This window comes from Vibrio sp. 1562, assembly GCF_033340155.1.
In the GTDB taxonomy this organism is placed as follows: Bacteria; Pseudomonadota; Gammaproteobacteria; order Enterobacterales; family Vibrionaceae; genus Vibrio; species Vibrio alginolyticus.
This window is the reverse complement of the sequence record NZ_JAWOVY010000004.1, coordinates 225,556-247,534: the sequence shown is the minus strand read 5'-3', so window position 1 is coordinate 247,534 and position 21,979 is coordinate 225,556. Positions and strand designations below refer to the sequence as shown.

Annotated in this window: 23 protein-coding genes; 12 read left to right on the top strand and 11 right to left on the bottom strand. The window is 44.8% G+C overall.

Annotated elements, in window-relative coordinates:
- Positions 1–4 precede the first annotated feature (4 nt).
- On the top strand, positions 5–325 hold the full coding sequence (locus tag R7Z49_RS06295; protein ID WP_052484232.1) for a hypothetical protein: 321 nt from the start codon (positions 5–7) through the stop codon (positions 323–325).
- Between the two features lie 71 nt (positions 326–396).
- Here R7Z49_RS06295 and rlmF read toward each other — a convergent pair whose 3' ends face one another.
- Both rlmF and R7Z49_RS06285 read right to left on the bottom strand, forming a co-directional pair.
- Positions 397–1,524, bottom strand: a complete 1,128-nt coding sequence (rlmF, locus tag R7Z49_RS06290; RefSeq protein ID WP_170893855.1) for a 23S rRNA (adenine(1618)-N(6))-methyltransferase RlmF — start codon at positions 1,522–1,524, stop codon at positions 397–399.
- Entirely contained in the window at positions 1,511–2,026 is a 516-nt protein-coding gene (locus R7Z49_RS06285) for a M48 family metallopeptidase (protein WP_047100699.1), read from the bottom strand. The genes rlmF and R7Z49_RS06285 overlap by 14 nt, the downstream gene beginning before the upstream one ends.
- Positions 2,027–2,164: 138 nt before the next feature.
- Between R7Z49_RS06285 and R7Z49_RS06280 the strand changes: the two genes are divergently transcribed.
- A complete protein-coding gene (locus tag R7Z49_RS06280; protein WP_005377871.1) occupies positions 2,165–2,395 on the top strand; it encodes a glutaredoxin family protein in 231 nt (76 codons plus the stop codon).
- A 27-nt stretch (positions 2,396–2,422) separates the two neighbouring features.
- Here the strand turns inward: R7Z49_RS06280 and R7Z49_RS06275 are convergent, their stop codons facing one another.
- On the bottom strand, positions 2,423–3,292 hold the full coding sequence (locus R7Z49_RS06275) for a LysR family transcriptional regulator (protein WP_005389786.1): 870 nt from the start codon (positions 3,290–3,292) through the stop codon (positions 2,423–2,425).
- 106 nt (positions 3,293–3,398) lie between these two features.
- Between R7Z49_RS06275 and R7Z49_RS06270 the strand changes: the two genes are divergently transcribed.
- The 3 genes from R7Z49_RS06270 to R7Z49_RS06260 all read left to right on the top strand — a co-directional run bounded on the left by R7Z49_RS06270 (position 3,399) and on the right by R7Z49_RS06260 (position 5,970).
- On the top strand, positions 3,399–4,622 hold the full coding sequence (locus tag R7Z49_RS06270) for an MFS transporter (RefSeq protein WP_005377873.1): 1,224 nt from the start codon (positions 3,399–3,401) through the stop codon (positions 4,620–4,622).
- An 89-nt stretch (positions 4,623–4,711) separates the two neighbouring features.
- Positions 4,712–5,284 (top strand): DUF1415 domain-containing protein, encoded by a 573-nt coding sequence (locus R7Z49_RS06265; protein ID WP_042521931.1) that lies wholly within the window; start codon positions 4,712–4,714, stop codon positions 5,282–5,284.
- A gap of 110 nt (positions 5,285–5,394) precedes the next feature.
- Positions 5,395–5,970, top strand: coding sequence for a nucleoside triphosphate pyrophosphohydrolase family protein (locus R7Z49_RS06260; protein WP_042521933.1), 576 nt, complete (start codon positions 5,395–5,397; stop codon positions 5,968–5,970).
- A gap of 70 nt (positions 5,971–6,040) precedes the next feature.
- Here the strand turns inward: R7Z49_RS06260 and btuD are convergent, their stop codons facing one another.
- The 8 genes from btuD to cobT all read right to left on the bottom strand — a co-directional run bounded on the left by btuD (position 6,041) and on the right by cobT (position 14,106).
- Positions 6,041–6,808, bottom strand: coding sequence for a vitamin B12 ABC transporter ATP-binding protein BtuD (btuD, locus tag R7Z49_RS06255; RefSeq protein WP_080773704.1), 768 nt, complete (start codon positions 6,806–6,808; stop codon positions 6,041–6,043).
- Positions 6,795–7,790: a vitamin B12 ABC transporter permease BtuC gene (gene btuC, locus R7Z49_RS06250; protein ID WP_042521936.1), complete on the bottom strand. Its 996-nt coding sequence runs from the start codon at positions 7,788–7,790 to the stop codon at positions 6,795–6,797. The genes btuD and btuC overlap by 14 nt, the downstream gene beginning before the upstream one ends.
- An 82-nt stretch (positions 7,791–7,872) precedes the next feature.
- Positions 7,873–8,901 carry a succinylglutamate desuccinylase gene (locus R7Z49_RS06245; RefSeq protein ID WP_005377878.1) on the bottom strand — a complete coding sequence of 343 codons (1,029 nt, stop codon included), beginning with the start codon at positions 8,899–8,901 and terminating at the stop codon, positions 7,873–7,875.
- A 274-nt stretch (positions 8,902–9,175) separates the two neighbouring features.
- A complete protein-coding gene (locus R7Z49_RS06240; protein ID WP_130546029.1) occupies positions 9,176–10,972 on the bottom strand; it encodes a M3 family oligoendopeptidase in 1,797 nt (598 codons plus the stop codon).
- 128 nt (positions 10,973–11,100) lie between these two features.
- A complete protein-coding gene (gene cobC, locus R7Z49_RS06235) occupies positions 11,101–11,715 on the bottom strand; it encodes an alpha-ribazole phosphatase (protein ID WP_005389801.1) in 615 nt (204 codons plus the stop codon).
- Between the two features lie 11 nt (positions 11,716–11,726).
- Positions 11,727–12,260 carry a bifunctional adenosylcobinamide kinase/adenosylcobinamide-phosphate guanylyltransferase gene (cobU, locus tag R7Z49_RS06230; RefSeq protein ID WP_065274411.1) on the bottom strand — a complete coding sequence of 178 codons (534 nt, stop codon included), beginning with the start codon at positions 12,258–12,260 and terminating at the stop codon, positions 11,727–11,729.
- A complete protein-coding gene (locus R7Z49_RS06225) occupies positions 12,257–13,063 on the bottom strand; it encodes an adenosylcobinamide-GDP ribazoletransferase (protein WP_054576446.1) in 807 nt (268 codons plus the stop codon). Before R7Z49_RS06225 ends, cobU begins: the two co-directional genes overlap by 4 nt.
- Positions 13,063–14,106 (bottom strand): nicotinate-nucleotide--dimethylbenzimidazole phosphoribosyltransferase, encoded by a 1,044-nt coding sequence (cobT, locus tag R7Z49_RS06220; protein WP_047100705.1) that lies wholly within the window; start codon positions 14,104–14,106, stop codon positions 13,063–13,065. Before cobT ends, R7Z49_RS06225 begins: the two co-directional genes overlap by 1 nt.
- Before the next feature lie 248 nt (positions 14,107–14,354).
- Between cobT and R7Z49_RS06215 the strand changes: the two genes are divergently transcribed.
- From R7Z49_RS06215 to purT, 7 genes are all read left to right on the top strand, one after another.
- On the top strand, positions 14,355–15,044 hold the full coding sequence (locus tag R7Z49_RS06215) for an NAD(P)H-binding protein (protein ID WP_047100706.1): 690 nt from the start codon (positions 14,355–14,357) through the stop codon (positions 15,042–15,044).
- A gap of 200 nt (positions 15,045–15,244) precedes the next feature.
- Positions 15,245–16,618, top strand: a complete 1,374-nt coding sequence (locus R7Z49_RS06210) for an L-cystine transporter (protein ID WP_025766775.1) — start codon at positions 15,245–15,247, stop codon at positions 16,616–16,618.
- A gap of 158 nt (positions 16,619–16,776) precedes the next feature.
- The gene (gene sbcB, locus R7Z49_RS06205; RefSeq protein ID WP_318111460.1) at positions 16,777–18,198 is read left to right on the top strand and encodes an exodeoxyribonuclease I; all 1,422 of its coding nucleotides are present in this window, start codon (positions 16,777–16,779) and stop codon (positions 18,196–18,198) included.
- Positions 18,199–18,253: 55 nt separating this feature from the next.
- Positions 18,254–18,628, top strand: a complete 375-nt coding sequence (locus tag R7Z49_RS06200) for a CidA/LrgA family protein (RefSeq protein WP_005397786.1) — start codon at positions 18,254–18,256, stop codon at positions 18,626–18,628.
- Between the two features lies 1 nt (position 18,629).
- On the top strand, positions 18,630–19,307 hold the full coding sequence (locus R7Z49_RS06195; RefSeq protein ID WP_005377888.1) for an LrgB family protein: 678 nt from the start codon (positions 18,630–18,632) through the stop codon (positions 19,305–19,307).
- Between the two features lie 431 nt (positions 19,308–19,738).
- A complete protein-coding gene (cdd, locus tag R7Z49_RS06190) occupies positions 19,739–20,626 on the top strand; it encodes a cytidine deaminase (RefSeq protein ID WP_005377892.1) in 888 nt (295 codons plus the stop codon).
- Positions 20,627–20,769: 143 nt separating this feature from the next.
- Positions 20,770–21,945: a formate-dependent phosphoribosylglycinamide formyltransferase gene (gene purT / locus R7Z49_RS06185; RefSeq protein WP_017633939.1), complete on the top strand. Its 1,176-nt coding sequence runs from the start codon at positions 20,770–20,772 to the stop codon at positions 21,943–21,945.
- The last annotated feature ends 34 nt before the right edge of the window (positions 21,946–21,979 follow it).

The following is a 21,979-nucleotide window of genomic DNA, read 5'->3' as shown; positions in this document are numbered from 1 at the left end:
AGCTATGTCACAAGAACCCGTTGAAGCATTGAGTAAAAAGAACTCTCCGGAAACAGTCATAGAGATTCAAAACGCGATCGCAGAAATCCAAGGGACACCAGCACCTAGAATCGCAAATAACGTATTTGAATCCTCACCGCATTTGTTGATTGAAAAAGGACGAGTAAAAGGGAACAACAATCAACTGTTGGATGGCAGCTATGCGGATCTTCCAGACCAATATACGTTGCAGATAAGAGGTGAAACCTGTGGCTTGTACTATGCCAAAACAGATACTTTTGTCTCTCTCAGTTCACTAGATTGTGAGCCCATCATTAAGTTTTAGATCTCCCAAAATAGAAGCCCGCTGATATCAGCGGGCTTCCTACTTTATTGTTCAGTGTGAAACGGTCAACGTTACTTGAGTTCAATCCATGCTCTGCGCTGTTGCTTATCCATGTATGACCAAGCTACAAAGCGGCTCACTTTCTGCCCTTGACTCATTTCAACCACACGAACGGCTTTCACACCCAATTTTTCAAGCTGCTTACGCATCGGGCGAACGTTGTCTTTTTTGGATATAAGTGTTGTAAACCACAAGACCTGCGCGGCAAAAGCTTGGCTTTCATTCGCCATTTTTCGGATAAACGCCGCTTCTCCGCCTTCACACCACAATTCAGCGTTTTGACCGCCAAAATTCAACGCAGGTTTACTTGTCTTTACTTGTGCGGTTTGAGGTTTTAGCCCTTTCTTGCGCTGGTTTGCTTTTAGATTATCGATTTTACGCTGGCTGCCCATAGCGGCATCTTCCGCCGAACGGTGGAATGGCGGATTACATGTCGTCACATCATAACGATCATTCGGTTGAATGATACCTCGATAAATATTGGCATCATTGTATTGCTGTACCAGTGCAATTTTTCCCGTCAAAACACGATTGTGCTCTACGATCGTTTGAGCCGATTGGATGGATTTTGGATCGACATCGCTGCCCGTATAGTGCCAACCGTATTTTGTTACACCAACAATCGGATAAATACAGTTTGCTCCCACGCCAATGTCCAACGCTTTCACTTTTTGGTGCGCGTACTGACCTTTTACTTCACCATCAAGTAGTTCTGCCACTCGGTGAATGTAATCAGCGCGGCCCGGAATCGGTGGGCAAAGGTAGGTGTCGGGAATGTCCCAGAACTCGATACCATAATACGCAGCAAGCAATGCTTTATTGAGCATTTTAACAGCATTAGGATCAGAGAAGTTTATGGAGTCTTCCCCTTTCGGATTTTTGATAACGAATGGCTTTAACTGTGGTTCACTTTCCACGAGTTTTTTAAAATCGTAACGACCTCGATGAACATTACGCTCATGCAAACCATTCTTCGCTATTTTTATGAACTCGACTTCGCTCTTTCCTGCAGGCTGCGAGGATTTGCGCGCAACTTTGTCTTTAACACGCTTCGGCTTGGCTTTATTCGCGTCTGTATTCTGAGCCGCCTTTGAAGCCTTTGGCTTTGCTTGCTTCGCGTTGTGATTATTGTTCTTCATTCAAATTCGCTTTTAAATCGAGGTAAATCATAAACAAACGAGCATCAAATTCGAGTTGGTGATACTCAGGCTCCATGCAGCAACATAACTGATAGAACGCCTTGTCGTGGTTTTTCTCACGAGTATGTGCCAACTCATGTACCACCAGCATTCTTAATAGTGGCTCGGGCGCATCTTTAAATACATTGGCAATGCGAATCTCGTTTTTCGACTTAAGCTTACCACCATGGTTTCTACTGATTACACTGTGCAAACCAAGCGCATTGTTTACCGCGTGAATTTTCTTATCGTAGACAACTTTACTGATTGGCGCGGCTTTCTTCATGTAGCGATTTTTGATTGCCATGGCGTACTCATAGAGCGCCCTTTCGCTTTTGATTTGGTGCCTATCGGGATAACGCTTTTCGAACCAAGGAACAAACTTGCCACTCGCTATCAATGAGCTCACCTGCTCTACGATGTTTTGTGGGTAGCCTTGAATGTATCGAAGTGACGGATGCATAGAGTTAACGTCTGTTATGACAAAATAAAGGCGCTCAATATACCTGAGATAAAGGACAGTTTCACCTTAGCTTTCGCCTTTCATTTATGGTGAAAGGCCGTTAAACTTCGCCTCCCAATGATAATGGAGAGAAACTCAATGAAACGTGTCGTCCTTTACGTCAAAGACAAATGCCCTCACTGCAAAGATGCTCAACGTTATCTGGATTCGAAAAATATTAACTATCGTTTGTGCAATGCTAAGATGCAACGCGGTCGCAAAGAACTTGATGCGCTTGGTGCTCGTTCAGTGCCAGTTTTAAAAATTGGTGATCGGGTAATGATTGGCTGGAACCCAAAGAACTTCGAGAAGATGTACAAAGGCGACTAGTGCTCGGACGATGAATCTGCGCTGCGTTTAAACGTAGCGCTTGATAAAGTCGATAAACGTTCGATCTGCTATTGATAAATACCCCTGCTTGCGCCAAGCAAGTGCCAGATCCAGCGTAACTGGTGGTTCAAACGGTAAGCCAACAACGCCCGACTCATGTTGAGTCACCAATTCCAGTAACGCGGTAATCGCAAACTCTTGTTTTACAATACTCAAAATCAAAGGCAGTAAGTTGGTCTCGAATGATGACTTCATGGTAAACCCATGCTCCTCACTCACCTGATCCAAAAATTCGCGGTGAAAATAGCCATGCTGAAACATAACCAAATCGTGTTCAAAGAACTCATCAAAAGTAAGAGCGTGTCGCTGGGCTAACTCATGCTCAGGTGAAACAACTGCGACCATTTGGCTAGTAAACAAATGGTCAGTTTCTAGATCATCAGGCACATTATCACAACTGATCACACCAATATCGAGTTGACCATTGAGCAGCATACGACGAATCGATTGAGTTCCAGCTTCGACCAAGGTCAATTTTAACTCAGGGAATTGGCTTTTAAACGCCATCACAATTCGTGGAAAGAAATAACTGCCCATCATTGATGGCGTCCCTAGTCTTACTTCGCCTTTCGCTAAACCTTTCAACTCATCAATCGCGAGCTGCGCGTCGTGCAACTGTTGAATCACCCGCTTAGCATGTACAAATAACGTTTCGCCCTCTTTCGTTAAGCTGATTTTTTTATCATCACGGCGAAATAGGGTAACGCCCAAAGACTGCTCAAACTTTTTGATAGAAATGCTTAATGCGGGCTGGGCAATATGCAGGGCTTTCGCCGCATGGGTAATGTTTCCGTGTTCAGCGACCGCCAGAAAATGTTTAAGTTGTTTCGATTCCATTAGATCAAAAATATATGGTGTCCATATTTTTAATATATTTTTTTAATTTATAACGAACTGATAGATTGATCACAGTCTCTCCATTTGCTCACATTAGGCAGGATTCATGGTCAGTTTTGGCACACCGGAATACAAACGCATTACGCTCTCGCTAGCGCTTGGTTCCTTCTTGGTTTTTTCAAATTTATACCTACTACAGCCAATGCTGCCCACTTTTGCCCAAATTTTTACGATCTCAGAAACGCAAGTGAACTGGTTATTTGCGGCCTCAACACTCGCTCTCTCTTTTAGCCTCGTTCCAATGGCTGTGTTATCAGAATCAGTGGGACGAAAACCAGTCATGATGGCCGGTCTGTTTTCGATTCCTACCCTTTCCGCTTTGATGCTGTTTGGTGACTCATTCCTGTTTTTGGTGGTATGTCGAGCACTGATCGGTGTCGCGCTCGCCGCTTTTGCTGCGGTCGCCGTGGCTTACATGGCAGAAGAGCTCGACAAGCACGCTTTCTCGATGGCAATTGGAACGTACATTGCGGCTAACTCATTAGGCGGTATTGCAGGACGTATTAGCGGCGGCTTATTGGCGGACAATTTCAATGTTGATGTCGCCATTGAAGTTATGATGGTGTTCACTCTTCTTGGTGTCATTGGCGTTCACTATTTATTGCCAACACAGCGCAACTTCACCCCGTCATCAAGCAGCTTGCGCCATCAAAATCGTGCGCTTATTGGTCATTTTAAAAACCAACGCGTATGGTTCGCGATGCTGATAGGAGGACTCAACTTTGCTTTGTTCGTCAACCTTTACTCCGTAATGGGGTTCCGTCTGGTGAGTGAACCTCACAATGTGCCCGTCGGGTTGGCCTCACTGATCTTTATTTGTTACTTGGGAGGAACTTTCTCCTCTCGTTGCGCAGGCCACTGGAGTAAACGTTATTCATCAATCCTCGGCATGTTCTTGGGCGCGATAGTGAGCATGACGGGGATGTGGATTGCGGCGGTTGAAAGCTTGACTGCAATGCTATTTGGGTTGTTGCTGATAAGTTTTGGTGCCTTCTTTACTCATACCCTCGCCTACGGTTGGGTCGGTCAGAATGCCACTCGTGCCAAAGCCACCGCGACAGCGCTCTACTTAGTACACTACTATGTAGGCGGTAGTTTGGGAGGATTCTTACTTCTTTATTGTTGGCAACATGGTGGTTGGTCGAGTGTTCTCATGGGGGGAAGCGCCGTCTACCTAGCGATGTTTGCTGCGATTGCGTATTTGAAACACATTGCCGAAAGAAAGCATACTGACCAAACACCTGACGCTGCGAGTTTAAAGAGTAGCTAAGGTACGCTCATTTGCGTAATACCTCTCTGGTTACTTGGATAACCAACTCTGCTATGCTTGGGCTACTTTAATAAAAACCAGAAAGTCGTATGTCAACGCGTTCAACACAAAACACAGATATCGAAGCGATCACTCAACAGGTCGATCAATGGCTCAACGATGTGGTAATCGGACTCAACCTTTGTCCGTTTGCTGCCAAACCGCAACGTAATAAACAAATCAAAATTTTTGTTAGTGAAGCGACTCAAGAAGAAGCGCTTCTTGAAGATATTTTATTGCAGCTGATTGAGCTGAGTAACACAGAACCCGAACAACTTGAGACCACGTTGGTTGTGGTTCCCAACATGCTACAAGATTTCTGGGACTACAACTTTTGCATAGATTGGGTTGAAGGATTAATTAAGCAGCAAAACTGGGAAGGTATTTTCCAAGTAGCGACTTTCCATCCTGATTACTGTTTTGGCGGCGCAAGGCCTGAAGACGACGAAAACCTGACCAATCGTTCTCCTTACCCGATCTTCCATTTGATTCGCGAAGAGAGTATGGAAAAGGTACTAAAACACTATCCTGATCCTAAATCCATTCCCGATACGAACATCGCTCGTGTTTCCGCCCTTTCAGAGGAAGAACGTAAAAAGCTGTTCCCTTACCTATTTCGTTAAGCACCACCATTCCCCAAAGGCAGATTTATCACCAGTTAGATGCAATGCCCTTGGGGTTCAAAGTGCGGTTTGGTATCATTGCCGCTTCAATCGATTCAATGGAAATTAGAATGCAACTGTCAAAGCTAACCCAAGAGATTTTTGATCACTTATACCGTGATATCACCGAGTTCCGTAGTACGTTCGACTTACCAGTCGCAGACGCTGCAAGCCTTGATGCACAAGCAGATACACTACACACCTCTTTGGCGATCGAAGAGCTAACAGAGCTAGCAGAAGCAGATTGTAAAACTGAGCAAGCAGATGCCATCGTAGACAGCGTGTATGTATTAATGGGCCGTCTCGTTCATCTTGGCCACAGCAAAATAGAAGACAACCTGGCGATCAGCTACTTAATTGATCTTCTATTAAACGTTGCGGTAAACCGTGGTATCGAATTTATTCCTTGCTGGGATGAAGTACATTCAAGCAACATGAGCAAAGTATGCCGTAACGAGCAAGAGTACTCAGAAACAGAAGCATTCTACGCGGAACAAGGCATCAAGTTGATGGCGGTGCAGAAAGGTGAATACATCATCGCGAAATGCGCCGAAGATTTCGTATCGGAAGGTAAAACCATTCGTAAAGGCAAAGTACTCAAATCTGTTTACTACCGCCCTGCAGATCTAAAACCGTTAACTCAATAAGCGTTGAGTTTGGCTATCTCGATTAAAAAAAAACGACCTCAAGTAGGTCGTTTTTTATTGTCCCTAAACATTAATCAAAGATTAAATAAGGTTGCTCATCTACGATGACCTTTTTGACTTGAGTATTGAACACTTCCCCGAGAGCTTCTTCCGTTAGCACAGTATCGGCACTTCCTGATGAGTGCAGCACACCGTTGTTAAGCAGCAATACTTTATCTGCGTGCTTTAATGTGCGATTGAGATCGTGATTAGCAACCAATACTCCAATTCCCTGCGCCGCCATAGTGTTAATCAATTGATAGAGCAGACCCTCTTGCGCAATATCTAACGGTGCTGCTGGCTCATCCAAAATTAAAAACTGCGAAAAAGGATTAATGGTACGCCACACCTGCAAACATACACCTGCTAATCGGACACGCTGCCACTCACCACCGGATAATGTTTGAATACTGCGATGAAGCTTATCTTGCAGTTGTACCAGCTCCACCACCATATTGACAGCATCACGCACTTTGATATCCGCAATCTCAGCACCACTTGGCAGAGATAAAGCGAGATACTGAAACACATCAACATTAAACGCTGGGCGCGATTGCTGACACAAATAACCTCGAACATGAGCTTGCTCTGACAACGGTAAAGTAAGCAAGTTTTTGTTGCCAACGTACACTTCACCACTCATACCGTCTCGGTGACTTAACGTACCAGAAATCGCAGCCAATAAAGTACTCTTACCGGAACCATTAGGCCCAACGATATGTACGATTTCGCCAGCTTTGCATTCAAAAGAAAGAGGCAATAATCGACTACCAACCGACATATGTTTAACGTGCATCATGACTCTTCACCAGCATCCAGATGAAAATAGGTGCGCCAATCGATGTTGTCATGACACCTAAAGGTAACTCTGCGGAGTCCAATAACAGTCTTGCGCCGATGTCAGCAAATACAAGCAACGCAGCACCAGATATTGCAGAAAGTGGCAATAAATAACGGTTTTCAGTACCAAAAGCCAAACGCAACAAGTGCGGCACCACCAAACCAACAAAACTGATGATGCCACCCAAAGCGACTGAGCTACCCACCAAAACAGAAATGGCGAGGATCAATTTCCAACGCATTTGATGCACATCGACACCCAATTGGGTCGCATGAATCTCACCCAGCATCAATTTATCAAGCGACTTGCCTTTACAACATAACCAGATAAGCACCGGTAACATCACCAAAGTAACGGTATGTTGATACCAACTTGCACCGCCAATACTGCCCATTAACCAATACATCAGTTGGCGTAAACTGAGATCATCACTAAAGTAAAATGCCCACGTCACAATCGCGCTCGATAAAATACCCAATGCGACCCCAACCAAAAGCAATCGAGCCGTCGTCAGGTGCATTGCCCTTGCTATCGCCACCAAAACAAACGTGAATACCATCGAGCCAGCAATCGCTGCCAACATAAAAACAATCGGGGTAGGAAGAACAGGTGACGCGAACATGATTAAGACCATTGCTAAGCTTGCGCCACCAGAGATACCAAGCACGCCAGGTTCAGCCAACACGTTCCCAAGCAACACTTGTAACGTCGCGCCAGATACCGCTAACGCAGCACCAATAATTGCCGCAGACACTAACCTCGGTAAACGCAAGTCCACCAATAACTTCTGTTCAAATGCAGATAAGGATTGAAAAGGAGAAAGGAAAATTTCTCCGACCATCAAGTGAATGGCAGAGAGTACAGCGAGCACGATCGACATAACCATCAGGTTACGTTGCCAGCGTCGTTCCTTGTTCAGGATAAGTTGTTGAAAATCCATAGCGGCCGATAAAAACAAACGAGGCTTAACCTTACAGTTAAGCCTCGGTAAATTGCAATTAACTTCTCAAAGCAATGTTGGATTAATCGTAAACCAACTCACCCTCTTCAAAACGGGTTTTCACTTCACAAACCATCAGAGCTGCACGTTGACCTATTGCGACGTGGCGGTTCGGGAAGACAATCGCTTCGTTTTCATTCTTCGCCATTAATGGTTTGTCGCCATCATGACCAAACACTTCGCCGTGAACAAATGAGGTGAAGTTTTCAACATTGTCGTCGAACATAAAGTCAAAGTCTTCGTTCAAACGAACGATTGTGCGACTTACGCGATACTTAATGCATGGTTTTGGTAAGTGTTCTGGCTTCGTTTCCGCAATCAAATTACGTAAAGACAAATCAAACGCGGTCAGTTTATCGAGGTCATTTTCACCGATACGAGCCACACGGCCAAGCTCCATTGTGAGAGCCTGCGCACCAAAATTCTCGGCACTGTACCAGCTAAACGTGCTCGATGGTGAGTTTGACAGGAGCACTGCTTCAATGTGTGCACTGTCCAAGAAATCGATCAATGCCTTGCTGCGCACAGGATGACGAGTCTTAGGACTTACTGCAAACGTATAGTGCTTCGAGCCTCTAATCGCGCAGTGTAAATCAAGGTGCCAGCGTGTTGTCGGGTCGGTATCCTGATAAAAATCTCGAACAAGCAGCTTAAGCGTATCGGCGATAACAAGCTCTTTTGTCTGTTTGTGTTCTTTTTCGTCAAACAAACGGTTGAGGTTTTCTTCAAGGAATCGCGTGTGCGCCAGAGTGGACTCTGGGTGAGCGATAATGAACAGACAACGGGTATCGACCGTCTGGAACCCAGATTCTATGTCTTGAATAATGGAATCCACCAGCTCCATCGGTGCGGTTTCATCTCCGTGAACCCCACAAGAGATGATGATGTTCTTCGTATCCTGAGTATAATTCGCAGGGATTACTTCTAATACACCACGCTGATAGAGTTTAAGTTTTACACCGTTAGAAAGCACCTGCTCCGCTGGTGCGACATCAATATGAACATCTAACGTGTCAGTTAAAAACGATTGGCGAAAGAGAGACTTCGTCATGCGTTACTCCTTAATAGCACGGCGGATATGTTAATAAATTGTACAAAGGATTTTTGTTGCTGCGATCTCACTTATGAGTAGAAATCACTATTTCCCTCGAAAATCCGATGCCTTTTCGCGCCAGGCACTCAAATCAAGCATTGAGGCGTTTAATTTTCAAACAATTACAAAGTGTTAGGGCTGTGAACTTTACCACAGCCCTGATTAAGATCATTATGATTTGATCAAATTTTTGTAGCTATAAAGCAGATTATGCATCAACACTGCGAAAAACTTAGCCGCGCTGTGCGAGCAAACGCTCAAACTCATCGACTTTTTCACGCACTAGCTCAACACTCTGCTGCCAAAACGTTGGCTGGGTTAAATCCATCGACAGATGCTTTTCGACGACATCTTCCGCCATCATGCAGCCTGTATCGCGCAGCAAATTGATGTAATCGGTGTAAAACGCTTCGCCTTTGGTTTCTCGCTGTGCATAGATACCCTTGCTAAACAAGAAACCAAATAGGTATGGGTAGTTATAAAAGCTCACGCTATCAATAGAAAAGTGCAGCTTGCTTGCCCAGAAGTACGGATCCGGTTCGCTCATTACGTCGCCATACCATTCTTTCCAAGTTTCTGACATCAACTCACAGAATTCATCTGCGGTTAACTCTCCATCCTGGCGGCGTTCATAGAACGATTTTTCAAACTCGTAGCGAACCGGAATGTTGATCATTAAAGCTAGCGCAGATGACAACTCTTCCCACAACATCTCGAGCTTTTCATCAACGCTCTCCGCTTTCGAAATCAAATGATCACGAACGATGTTTTCTGCAAAGATAGAGGCGGTTTCTGCTAACGTCATTGGGTAGTAAGTTTGGCAAAGTGGCAAATCACGAATAACCCAGTTATGGAACGCATGGCCAAGTTCATGTGCCAGAGTCATAAGGTCTGAACGGCTGCCACTCCAAGTCATAAACACAAGTGGTGTTCGCGTTGCTGGCAGTTTGGTGCAGTATGCGCCAAGACGCTTGTTAGCATTTGGCGCGGCATCAATCCAACCATTTTGTACCATCAAACGGACAAACTCCGACATCTCAGGGTTTACTGTTTCAAATGCTTCACAAATAACATCAATCGCTTCATCAAAGTCGTAAACCTTCGCTTCACCGCTCAAAGCAGGCATAGCCGCCAGATGATTCCAAGGTTTCATCTCATCCAGACCATGTACTTGCGCCATCAATAAACCCGCTTTCTGACCAATAGCTCGACTGTCTTTGGCTACGGTCATCATCGCATTTAAAGTTTCAGCTTGGATTCGGCTACCATGCAAACTCGGCTCTAGGAAGTGAACTTCACGCTTCGTAGAACGCTTTTTGTTTTCAGTTAAGCGCCATCCTGCTAACGCATTCAAAATCGCAGCGAATGATTCTTGGTGCGTTTGCATTGCATCTTGTACGCCTCGCCACGCGGCTTCTTGACGCTCGAATTCAGAACCATAAAGAATGCTTGCCGCTTGAGAAAACCCAAGCTCTTCACTATTACCATCTGTGTACTCAAGCTTCACTTTCAATGAGCCAGTCAGGTTATCGTATAGGTTACCCCAAGCCGATTTGCCATCCACACTCATCGCAGCCAGTAACTGTTCTTCTGCGTTGCTAAGACGAGTATCCGCCAACTTTCTAGAATTCAAGATAGAAAAAGCTTGCCCACTGATATCAGGATTCTCATGGTCTAACACGCGCAAGATAAACTCTTCGTCGGCATGCGTTAGTGTCAAATCAAAGGGACTGAACGCTTGGGAAAGCTCCGAAAAGATGCGGGTCATTTTACCAAGTAACGATTTCGCTTCGGCGTTTGTTGCATCAACAGAAGCATAACAACTCGCAAAATTTGCAACTGTACCCGCTAAACGACTCGCGGCTTCATTGGTCAAAATCGCATTTTGCATGATCTCTACGTTGCCACAATCTGCTGATTGTTTATTCAAAAGATCAATACATTGTTCCACAAGAGCAATATCGTCTTGAATTCGTGGGTCAGAAAGGTCGTTATAAACGATGGACAAATCCCAACTCGGCGTTGTCATTTCTATATTTCCTTTTTATGTAACTGAGTCAATTTTCGCTTCCTGCACCTAGCAGATGGGCTTCCACTGACATCTTCCGTGACTATGCCCGTAAGCAATATCGTTCTGGGCATTTTAATATTTATAAATTAACGAGTTAAAAGAGGTACGCCAATCGAACGCACCGAGGCGTAAATTTGCTCATCTATGGTAACTGTTACATGCGTGACAGAAGCGTTTCCTATCGACAACGTCGAATACCACTTTGGGTTACGCCAATCTAACTCCAATACATGAGCAAGAATCATACGAATGACGCCACCATGCGTGACGATAAGTAGATTGTCATTGATATCGTTGATGATTTGAGACCAAACGCGACATATGCGCTCAGAAAATGTGCTTAAGCTCTCAGCATTCGGCAACGTATGTTGTGCTGGCGATTGCCAAAAAGCATCTAGCTTTTTCCACTGCTCAGTGAGCATATCAAAAGGCATACCATCAAAATCACCAAATGCCATCTCTTGTAAAGACTCATCCGTCATTACTGGTAATAATTGCTGTTCAGCAATGATGTTTGCCAGTTCTTGACAGCGTGAAAGCGGAGAAGAAATTATTCCACCCACACCTCGTCCACTCTCGGCCCAAGCCCGAGCAATACTCTCTTGATCAGCAGGCGTAACTTTTACATCTGTTTGGCCATGGAGTCCTGGTGGAGCGTCTACTTTTCCATGACGCACAAGATAGATATTGAGTGTTTTCATTTTGTTCCATCCTACTCTTTAAGAACCAACGGCAAACCAGCAGCAACAAAGGTAACGCGATGGCAAACACTGGCTAGTTTTTGATTCATCCGTCCTGCATTATCCACAAAATAACGACTAACCGCCCCCAAAGGTACAATGCCCATTCCAACCTCGTTAGAGACGAATATTAACGTCGCATCTGAGCCACGTACCACCTGTATAAGCTTTTCAATTTCTGCTTCTAGCTTCTCATTGGAACATTCATCACCTAACTCAAATATCCAATTGTTGAGCCACAAGGTTAAACAGTCGATCAATACAACATCGGTGATAGCGAAATTTGTCAGTAACTCAGATAAATGAAGGGGGCATTCATGCTCTTGCCACTCGCCCCCGCGTTGCTTTTGATGATGCGCTATTCGCTCTCGCATTTCTTGGTCAAATGGCAGCGCGGTTGCAACATAGTGTAATGATCGATGAGAAGCGACCGATAATTGCTTAGCTGTTTTTTCTGCCAAATGCGACTTCCCAGAGCGCGCGCCACCGAGTATCAATTGCTTCATGAGGAGTGATACAACCCAATCATAGTGAGATAAATAAGCAGTTCCGACAACTGTTGCGCTGCGCCAAGGCAATCCCCCGTAAAGCCGCCAATTCTCTTGGTTAACCAACGTTTGAACATCAAACGAAATACCACGAGAACAAGCGATATCAAGATCGCATCCGCGATACCAAGCACAAGCAATGTTACGCCACCAGTAAACAACAAAATGGAGACTTCTAGAGAAGACTGGCGACTTGCTAGCGGTTTACTTTTCGACGTATCACTGTCACTGACATAAGGCATGTCATAAATAAGCGTCGCTGCTAGTGCTCGGCTTGCGGTGTAAGCGACGACAATGACCAACCAAAAGTGCGGCAAGTTAGCCAGTTCACTCCAAAAAACATACTTAGCCAATAACGCCATAATGAGAGTGGCGGCACCATAAGTGCCAATACGACTGTCTTTCATAATAGAGAGGCGTCGCTCTACGGTCATGCCACCGCCAATGCCATCCGCCATATCGGTCAAGCCGTCTTCGTGAAAAGCCCCAGTTAACAATAAGCTAAACACCATCGTTAATACTATGGCAACCGACTCTGGAAAAAAAATTGAGGTGAGCGAGAATACCAAAGCGCAAAGTGCTCCAAGCACGAGACCAACTAACGCAAAGTAACGGCCTGCCTGATTCATGCGTTCTTCACTGTAAGGCAACGCTTGGGGCACGGGTAAGCGGCTAAAAAAACTGGTAGCTAATAGAAATAACTCCCACTGGTATCTTAACGATGACGGCGTGACTTTCTCAGAATTATCAGGGACTGACACTAAACTGTAACTCCTGCACTCTCAAAGCTCGCCATTTTGTTGTAAAACTGGGCGGCAGCTTTTAACAAGAGTAAGGCAAGAGCGGCTCCTGTTCCCTCCCCTAGCCGTAAACCAAGGTCGAGCAGAGGTTCGGCTTTAAGATGTTCCAATACAAATTTATGTCCATTTTCTTCAGAGCGATGGGCAAACAACATGTATTCACGCGTTTCTTCGTCTAACAACGTCGCAATATAAGCCGCTACCGATACGATAAACCCATCCACTAAAACTGGAGTTTTAAGCCGCTTGGCTTCTAAAAAAGCGCCCACCATTTGTACGATTTCAAAGCCCCCAACCTGTGCGAGAATCGCTTTGGTATCAAGACCTCGACATCGGTTTACCCCCTGTGCTACCAGTTTATATTTGCGGCTCAACTGCTGTTGATTGATTCCGGTGCCAACGCCAACACAATAATCAATATCTAATGAGCTCAGCGCCGATAACAGTGCTGAGGCCGAACTGGTATTACCGATGCCCATCTCGCCGAACATTAAGAGGTTTGAACCATGCAAAATGGTATGCTCAGCAATCTTCGCACCATATTCTAAACCTAACGCCACTTGTTCTGGGGACATCGCTGATTGTTTAGAAAAATTAGCCGTACCGTTACCCAACCGTTGTTCAACCAAGTTGGGATGGGATTTAAATTCTGGAACCAGCACATCAATAGGAGCCAACATGCCGCAATCTATTACTTTGAGTTGAATGCCATTAATGTCGCAAAAACAGTTGATGGCTGCGCCGCCAGCGAGAAAGTTAGCCACCATTTGCTGAGTGACTTCGCTTGGCGCAATGCTCACGCCCTCCTCTGCAACGCCGTGATCTCCAGCAAATACCAGCATGCTTGGTTTGCAGATAGCGATGGAATCAACTGGCTGAGGTTTATTCTGACTTTGAATAAGAGCTAACTGCAGTGCCACCTTTTCCAATAAGCCTAAAGAACCGACGGGTTTGGTTTTGTTATCTATGCGTGCTTGTATCTCCGCAGCAAAAGAGTCATCCATTTTTTACGTTCCTTTGATGTTGTCTGGGTGAGAGGTGTTCTGTTGTTCAAGAGGTCTTGTTCAGCGACAGTTTTTGCGCGCCCACTATTGTATACACTTGCATCCAATTGGGGCAGCGCTAATCAAGTTTATCTCAGGATAGTCTGCCGAGTTCGCAGAGCGTCTCACCTTTCTTGCACGAGATGATAAGTAACTCGTTGAAATCCGCTACAATAGCTTAGACTATGTTCCCATATAGGAGAAAAGATATGGATAACAACACCTGCGCAATCATCGCCGGTGCAACTGGCTTAGTAGGCTCAAAAGTCATTGCAAACCTCATAAATCAATCAGGTGTTGGAACCCTATATTATCTTTCTCGCCGCCCACTCGATGGCGTCCTAGATGTGGAAAACAAGCTTATTCCTCTCATTGATGCAGACCTTTCTATCCACCAATGGGATGAGAACCAACCAACACCAACCATCGGCTTTATCTGTTTAGGCACGACCCTTAAGCAAGCAGGCAGTAAGGATAATTTGCGTAGAGTAGATGTTGATCTGGTGTGTAAAGTCGCCCAGCAGATGAAAACAATCGGAGTTAAACGCCTTGCGGTTGTTTCTAGCCTCGGTGCAAATAGTAAATCGCCATCCCATTACTTAGCTTGTAAAGGACAAATGGAACAACGAATCGAAGCTATGGATTTTGAGGAAATCGTATTTGTTCGCCCAGGCCCGCTTGTTGGTCAACGTCAAAGCCCAAGAATGGACGAGAAGTTAGTACAAACTCTGTTTAAGGTAATTCGCCCATTCATGCTTGGCAAACTGTCCAACTTTTTACCGATTCGAGCAGAAGATGTCGCCAAAGCGATGATTTATCAACTTTTCAGTTATCAAGAAGACTCGGTGGTTTACTTACAAAGGAAAGAAATGCGTGACTTACTGCATCACTACGAATAACCATTTTGTACAATTAACGTGCTAATTCACACTCTCACGCGACTTAGATCTCGTTTTTATATTCATTTTAGATCTAGCTAATACCCGTTTGTCATTTTTAAAGTTATATCACGAGCGTTATCTTACGCTCCATAAATAAATCCGTATAAAACCCCGTATAAAATACAACCGCCACTTCGGCTGGTTGATAAGGTAAAATTATGAATTTTGCAGTGATAGCCTCTCTAGCCGTCTTTGTTGGAATATTGTTCTTTCTATTTAATCAACAACAAAAGAAACACACTCTTTCACGTCTCGTTTTGATCGGTCTTGTTACCGGTTCTCTTTTTGGGCTTGCTTTGCAACTCATTCACGGTGAAGGCAACAGCGCAATTGCTCAAACACTTGAATGGGTAGGCATTGTAGGCAGTGGCTACGTTGGTCTACTGAAAATGGTCATCATGCCACTGGTGTTAGTATCGATGATCTCTGCAGTTGTTAAATTGGAGAAAGGTGGCTCTTTAGGAAAAATTTCTGGCCTGACCATCTCTGTTCTTTTAGTAACGACTGCAATTGCTGCACTTATCGGTATCTTGGTGACAACGACATTTGGCCTTTCAGCAGAAGGGTTAACTGAAGGTGCGCGTGAAACCGCTCGTATCGCCGTTTTAGAAAGCCGTGCCGGTACAGTAAGTGACCTAACTATTCCTCAAATGCTAGTTAGTTTCATTCCAACCAACCCATTTGCTGATCTAACAGGTGCTCGCTCGACATCGATTATCGCTGTTGTGATTTTCGGCGTGTTAACTGGTATCGCCGCTCGTAAAGTGATGATAGAAAAAGCAGAGTTGGAATCACCGATTCGTACTTTCGTAGAAGCTGCTCAATCTATCGTTATGCGATTAGTGAAGATGATCATGGCCCTAACGCCATACGGCATCGCAGCACTGATGGCAAAAGTGGTAGCGACATCAAGCGCAGGCGACATCCTAAACCTACTTGGCTTTATTGTGGCGTCTTATGTTGCTATCGCACTGATGTTTGTTGTTCATGGCGTATTGGTCTCTTTTGTTGGCGTTAGCCCTGCGGAATACTTTAAGAAAATCTGGCCTGTACTGACCTTCGCGTTTACATCTCGTAGCTCAGCAGCAACAATTCCACTAAACGTAGAAGCGCAAATCACCAAGCTTAACGTACCACCAGCGATTGCAAACCTATCAGCATCGTTTGGTGCCACTATCGGCCAAAACGGCTGTGCGGGTATCTATCCTGCAATGCTGGCAGTGATGGTAGCTCCAACAATGGGCATCAACCCACTTGATCTACACTTTATCCTGTCATTGATTGCGATTATCACCATCAGCTCATTTGGTATTGCAGGTGTCGGCGGCGGTGCGACGTTTGCAGCCTTGATTGTTCTTCCTGCAATGGGCTTACCTGTGACCATCGCAGCGCTGCTTATCTCTATTGAACCATTGATTGACATGGCACGTACCGCACTAAACGTTTCAGGCTCAATGACTGCGGGTACAATTGCTAGCAGAGTGCTGAAGTCACCAGAAAGTGAAGCAACATTGGAAGAAACACGAGCATAGAACTCAAATTCCTTCCAAAGCGATAAAACGTAAAATATCAAGCCGATGGTTCGCCATCGGCTTTTTTCATTTTCAAAAAATTCAACTTGCATCTTTCGTTGCTAGTCAAGGCGTTGAATGGTCTAATACTGTCATCGGTTTTGTAAACGGTAAGCAGAATGCACCAAGATAATCAGCCCACTTTTTTCTTCTTTGATTATGAGACATGGGGAACCAACCCCGCGAAAGATCGCCCAAGCCAGTTCGCTGGTGTTCGTACAGATGAAAACTTTAATATCATCGGCGAGCCTTTAGTCATGTACTGTCAACCACCGGCTGATTATCTTCCGTCTCCTGAAGCTGCGCTTATTACTGGTATTACTCCGCAAAAAACGGTTCAAGAAGGCCTTTCTGAGCCAGAGTTTATCGCTAAGATTCACACTGAACTCGCGAAACCAAATACTACCAGTTTAGGCTACAACAGCATTCGCTTTGATGACGAAGTGACCCGTTATACTTGTTATCGCAACTTTATCGATCCATACGCATGGAGTTGGCAAAACGGTAACTCACGTTGGGATTTACTCGATGTACTACGCGCGTGCCATGCCCTTCGCCCAGAAGGCGTAGAATGGCCAGAAAACGAAGATGGCTTCACTAGCTTTAAATTAGAACACTTGTCTGTGGCTAACGGCATAGAACATAGTAACGCGCACGATGCCATGGCAGATGTGGTTGCGACTATCGAAATGGCAAAGAAAGTAAAAGCAGCGCAACCAAAATTGTTTGATTACTTTTTTTCTATGCGCCAAAAGCGCAAGCTCAATGATTTAGTCGACATCGTCAACATGACACCGTTGATGCACGTTTCAGGCATGCTAGGGCGCGAATGCCAGTACACTAGCTGGATTGTGCCTGTTGCTTGGCATCCAACCAATAATAACGCCGTTATCACCATCGATTTAGCGAAAGACCCTCAACCTATTCTTGAACTATCCGCAGAAGAGCTGCACGAAAGACTCTACACTAAGCGCGAAGATCTTGGTGAATTGCTACCAGTGCCAGTTAAACTAGTTCATTTGAACAAATGCCCTATTCTCGCCCCTGCAAAAACGTTAACGGCTGAAAATGCGGAGTCTATTGGCATTGATCGCCAGCAATGTCTCGCTAATCTCGCTTTGTTGCGCCAACATCCTGAAATTAGAGAAAAGCTGATTAGCCTCTTTTCAGTCGAGCGTAAATTCGATAAAAGTGATGACGTCGATACACAGCTTTACGACGGGTTCTTTTCTCCGGCTGATCGCGCAGCTATGGATATCATTCGAGAAACCGACCCGAATAATCTTGCTGCATTAGACATTGAATTTGATGACAAGCGCATTAAACCTCTATTGTTCCGCTATCGTGCGCGTAACTTCCCAGGCACATTAGACGAGCAAGAACAAAGACGCTGGGCACTACACTGTCGAGAAGTGTTTGAAAGCCAAATTGAAGAGTACATGCTGAATTTAGAAAACTTAGTTCACGAACATGAAAGTGACGAAAAGAAGATTGCGATATTAAAATCCGTGTACTGTTATGTAGAGAGCTTAGCTTCCTAACTCCTCCTAATACAAGCGCACCTTATGGTGTGCTTGTTGTTTATATACTGTCAAAATGATTAAAGAACGATTCTTACAACTGATCCAACTGCTCATTTCAATCTTCCTCATCATGGGAGCACTTGGCATCGGAATTACCATTCAAAAGTTCACTGGCGTTTCCGTTCCAGGAAGTGTCATCGGTATGCTCGTACTGTTTTTCTCCATGACTCTTGGGCTTGTAAAAGTCGACTGGGTCAAACCGGGCGCCACGCTATTTATCCGCTATATGATCTTATTGTTCGTTCCTATTAGCGTCGGATTAATGCAACATTTCGATATGCTACTCGCTAATGCCCTCCCTATCATTGCTAGCGCAGTTGGAGGCTCACTCATTGTACTAGTCAGCCTCGCTTGGCTGCTGGACTACTTGCTAAAGGAGAAGCACTGATATGTGGTTAGTTGTTACCATTGCGGTTTTTCTTGTCGCGCGCCAAATTGCAATCAAAGTGAATAATCCTCTAGCAAATCCTTTGCTGATCAGTATTGCAGTGCTCATTCCTTTGCTTACTTACTTAAATGTACCGTTTGAAACGTATTATGCGGATAACGAAGGGATCAGTTTTTTACTTCAACCAGCCGTAGTTGCTCTGGCTTACCCGTTATATGAACAACTACCACAAATTAAAGCAAACTGGCGAATCATCACTTTTGCTTGCACAGTAGGCAGTGTGATGTCGATGATGACAACCACCTTGATCGCAGTCGCTTTCAAAGCGGATATCAGTTTAATCGCAAGTCTAGTGGGTAAATCCGTCACTACGCCAATAGCAATGGAAATTTCGAGTCACCTCGGTGGTGAAGCTGCCGTTGCGGCGATCTTGGTTCTGATTGTTGGTTTATTGGGCGCGATTTTGGCATACCCAATTTACAACTTAATTGGAATTAAACACCCGATTGCACGTGGTCTGACAATGGGTACAGTCTCTCATGCCTTAGGCACCGCTACTTGTGCAGAGAAACAGCCCATAGATGCCGCGTTCTCATCACTCGCATTGGTTTTATGTGGGATCATAACTTCTATTTTGGCTCCAAGTTTTTTTGCTTTGGCGGTCTGGCTATATCAATAGTTAAGCGCTCTCGGTCTGCCCTCCTTCCGGCAGGCCGTAGCCTTTCCGTTTCTTACTTATCCCTTTTCAAAACCCTATCTTATCTATCAAACTCACCCAGTAATATCGTGAAGGGACTTGACTGAGATATACATTCATAGCATTAGCATTCTAGCTGCTACCACTCGCTCTAGATTACGTAAGTATAAAGTAGCATAGCGGTAAAAGTCGCGTTGGTAACATACTCCTGCTCCTTGGTCATATGAATATATACTGATATGGTTAATTGTGAGACGGAGATAACGCTTCACACCTGTGCAATCGAATACATGTGTGAGCTCACTCTAATTATGTAACAGAATTATCAATTGCATTATTTATCGTGATCTAACGCACGGAACATTTCTATCTTTCACATAGAATAACTGTCCATGCAATAACAAGGATTCAACATGAAAAGTCGCATTGAACAGGCGCTAGCAGGCGCTCCAGAAGCACTTTCCAAACAACTTGCTCCTATCATCCAAGCTGATGATTTTGATGCTACGCTTTCAGTTCAACAATTTGAGCAGTTGCTTTCAGCTACCGGTCTATCAGACAAAGAGCTTCGTGTTGCGCTACTTCCTTTTGCCGCAGCGTACTCCTATGCTCCCCTTTCTGACTTTTATGTCGGCGCTATCGTTCGTGGTCTTTCAGGTCGCCTTTACTTCGGTGCCAACATGGAATTCTTTGGTGTACAGTTGGGTCAAACGGTTCACGCAGAGCAGTCTGCGATTAGCCATGCTTGGATGAAAGGCGAACGTGGTGTTAAGGATATCACTATCAACTTCAGCCCATGTGGTCACTGCCGCCAGTTCATGAATGAGTTATCTACCGCAAACGAGCTTAAAATCCAGCTCCCAGAACGCGAAGAAAAGTCACTTCATGAATACCTGCCTGAAGCCTTTGGACCAAACGATCTCGGTATCGAGTCCGGCTTAATGGCAGAAGTTAAACACCAATTCTCATGTGATGATGAAGACGCACTCATCCAAAGTGCAGTTGAAGCGATGAACATGAGCCACTCTCCATACACCAACAACTTGAGTGGTTTAGCATTAGAGATGACTAGCGGCCGTGTATTCCAAGGCGCTTATGCAGAAAATGCAGCGTTTAATCCTAGCTTGCCACCGCTACAAGTTGCGCTAATCCAAGTTTTACTTGCGGGTGAAACCTTTGACAGCATCAAAGCCGCTGCATTGGTAGAAAACTCTGAAGGTAAGATCAGTCACTTAGCCGATACGCAATCAACGTTGGAAGCGTTGAATCCAGATATTCCGCTTAGTTTTGTCAACGTATAAACGACAAATTCAACAAAAAGCTCTACAACATGTAGAGCTTTTTTATTACCTAAAAACCAAAAGCAAACGTTTGCTTTGTCATGAAACTTCAGTATGATCTCCTGCAATTTCTGTCTCATCACTCTATTTTGTAAGGGAACACTATGTTTGGCACTGCAACTAGCGCAAATGCTACCCGTGTATTACTTTTAGGTTCTGGCGAACTCGGTAAAGAAGTCGCCATTGAATGCCAGAGACTTGGTTTAGAAGTGATTGCTTGTGATCGCTATGCCAATGCTCCAGCGATGCAAGTCGCTCACCGTAGTTATGTTATCGACATGTTAGATGGGAACGCCTTAGAAGAAGTTATTACGAAGGAACAACCTACTTACGTCGTACCAGAAATTGAAGCCATCGCAACCGGCAAACTGGTAGAGCTTGAAGAAAAAGGACTGAATGTTGTTCCAACCGCTAAGGCAACCAGGCTAACAATGAATCGTGAAGGTATCCGACGTTTGGCAGCAGAAGAACTGGAATTGACGACTTCACCTTATCGTTTTGCAGATAACTTTGAAGACTTCAAAGCCGCGGTTGAGCATGTGGGTATTCCGTGCGTGGTGAAGCCTGTGATGAGCTCTTCAGGTAAAGGGCAAAGTGTTATCAAGACCGAAGACGACGTTACAAAAGCATGGGATTACGCTCAGGAAGGCGGGCGTACGGGTGCAGGTCGCGTTATCGTGGAGGGTTTTATCGACTTCGATTACGAAATCACTTTATTGACCATCAGAGCCGTTGACGGTGTGCATTTCTGTGCTCCAATTGGTCATCGTCAGGAAGATGGCGACTACCGCGAATCATGGCAACCGCAAACTATGTCAGAAAACGCAGTAAAAGCAGCTGAATACACGGCTGAGAAAGTGGTAAACGCGCTCGGTGGCTACGGCATCTTTGGTGTAGAGCTATTTGTTAAAGGCGATAAAGTCATTTTCAATGAGGTCTCTCCTCGCCCTCACGATACGGGTATGGTTACAATGATTTCACAGGAAATGTCTGAGTTTGCTCTCCACGTGCGCGCGTTTACCGGAATGCCAATTAATAATATTGTGCAATATGGCCCATCTGCGTCTGCTGTTATTCTTGGACAAGGAACTTCCACAAACATTCGCTTTGAAAACCTAAGCAAAGCTTTAGCTCAACCTCAAACACAAGTTCGTCTATTCGGTAAGCCAGAAATCGATGGTCGCCGCCGTTTAGGTGTTGTCCTTACGCGACGAAAAACCACCGAAGAAGCCGTTCAAGATGCTGTTGAAAGTGCTTCAAAAGTGAATATCATTTATTAAATACGAACCACTCATACAAAAATAGCGCAGCTCA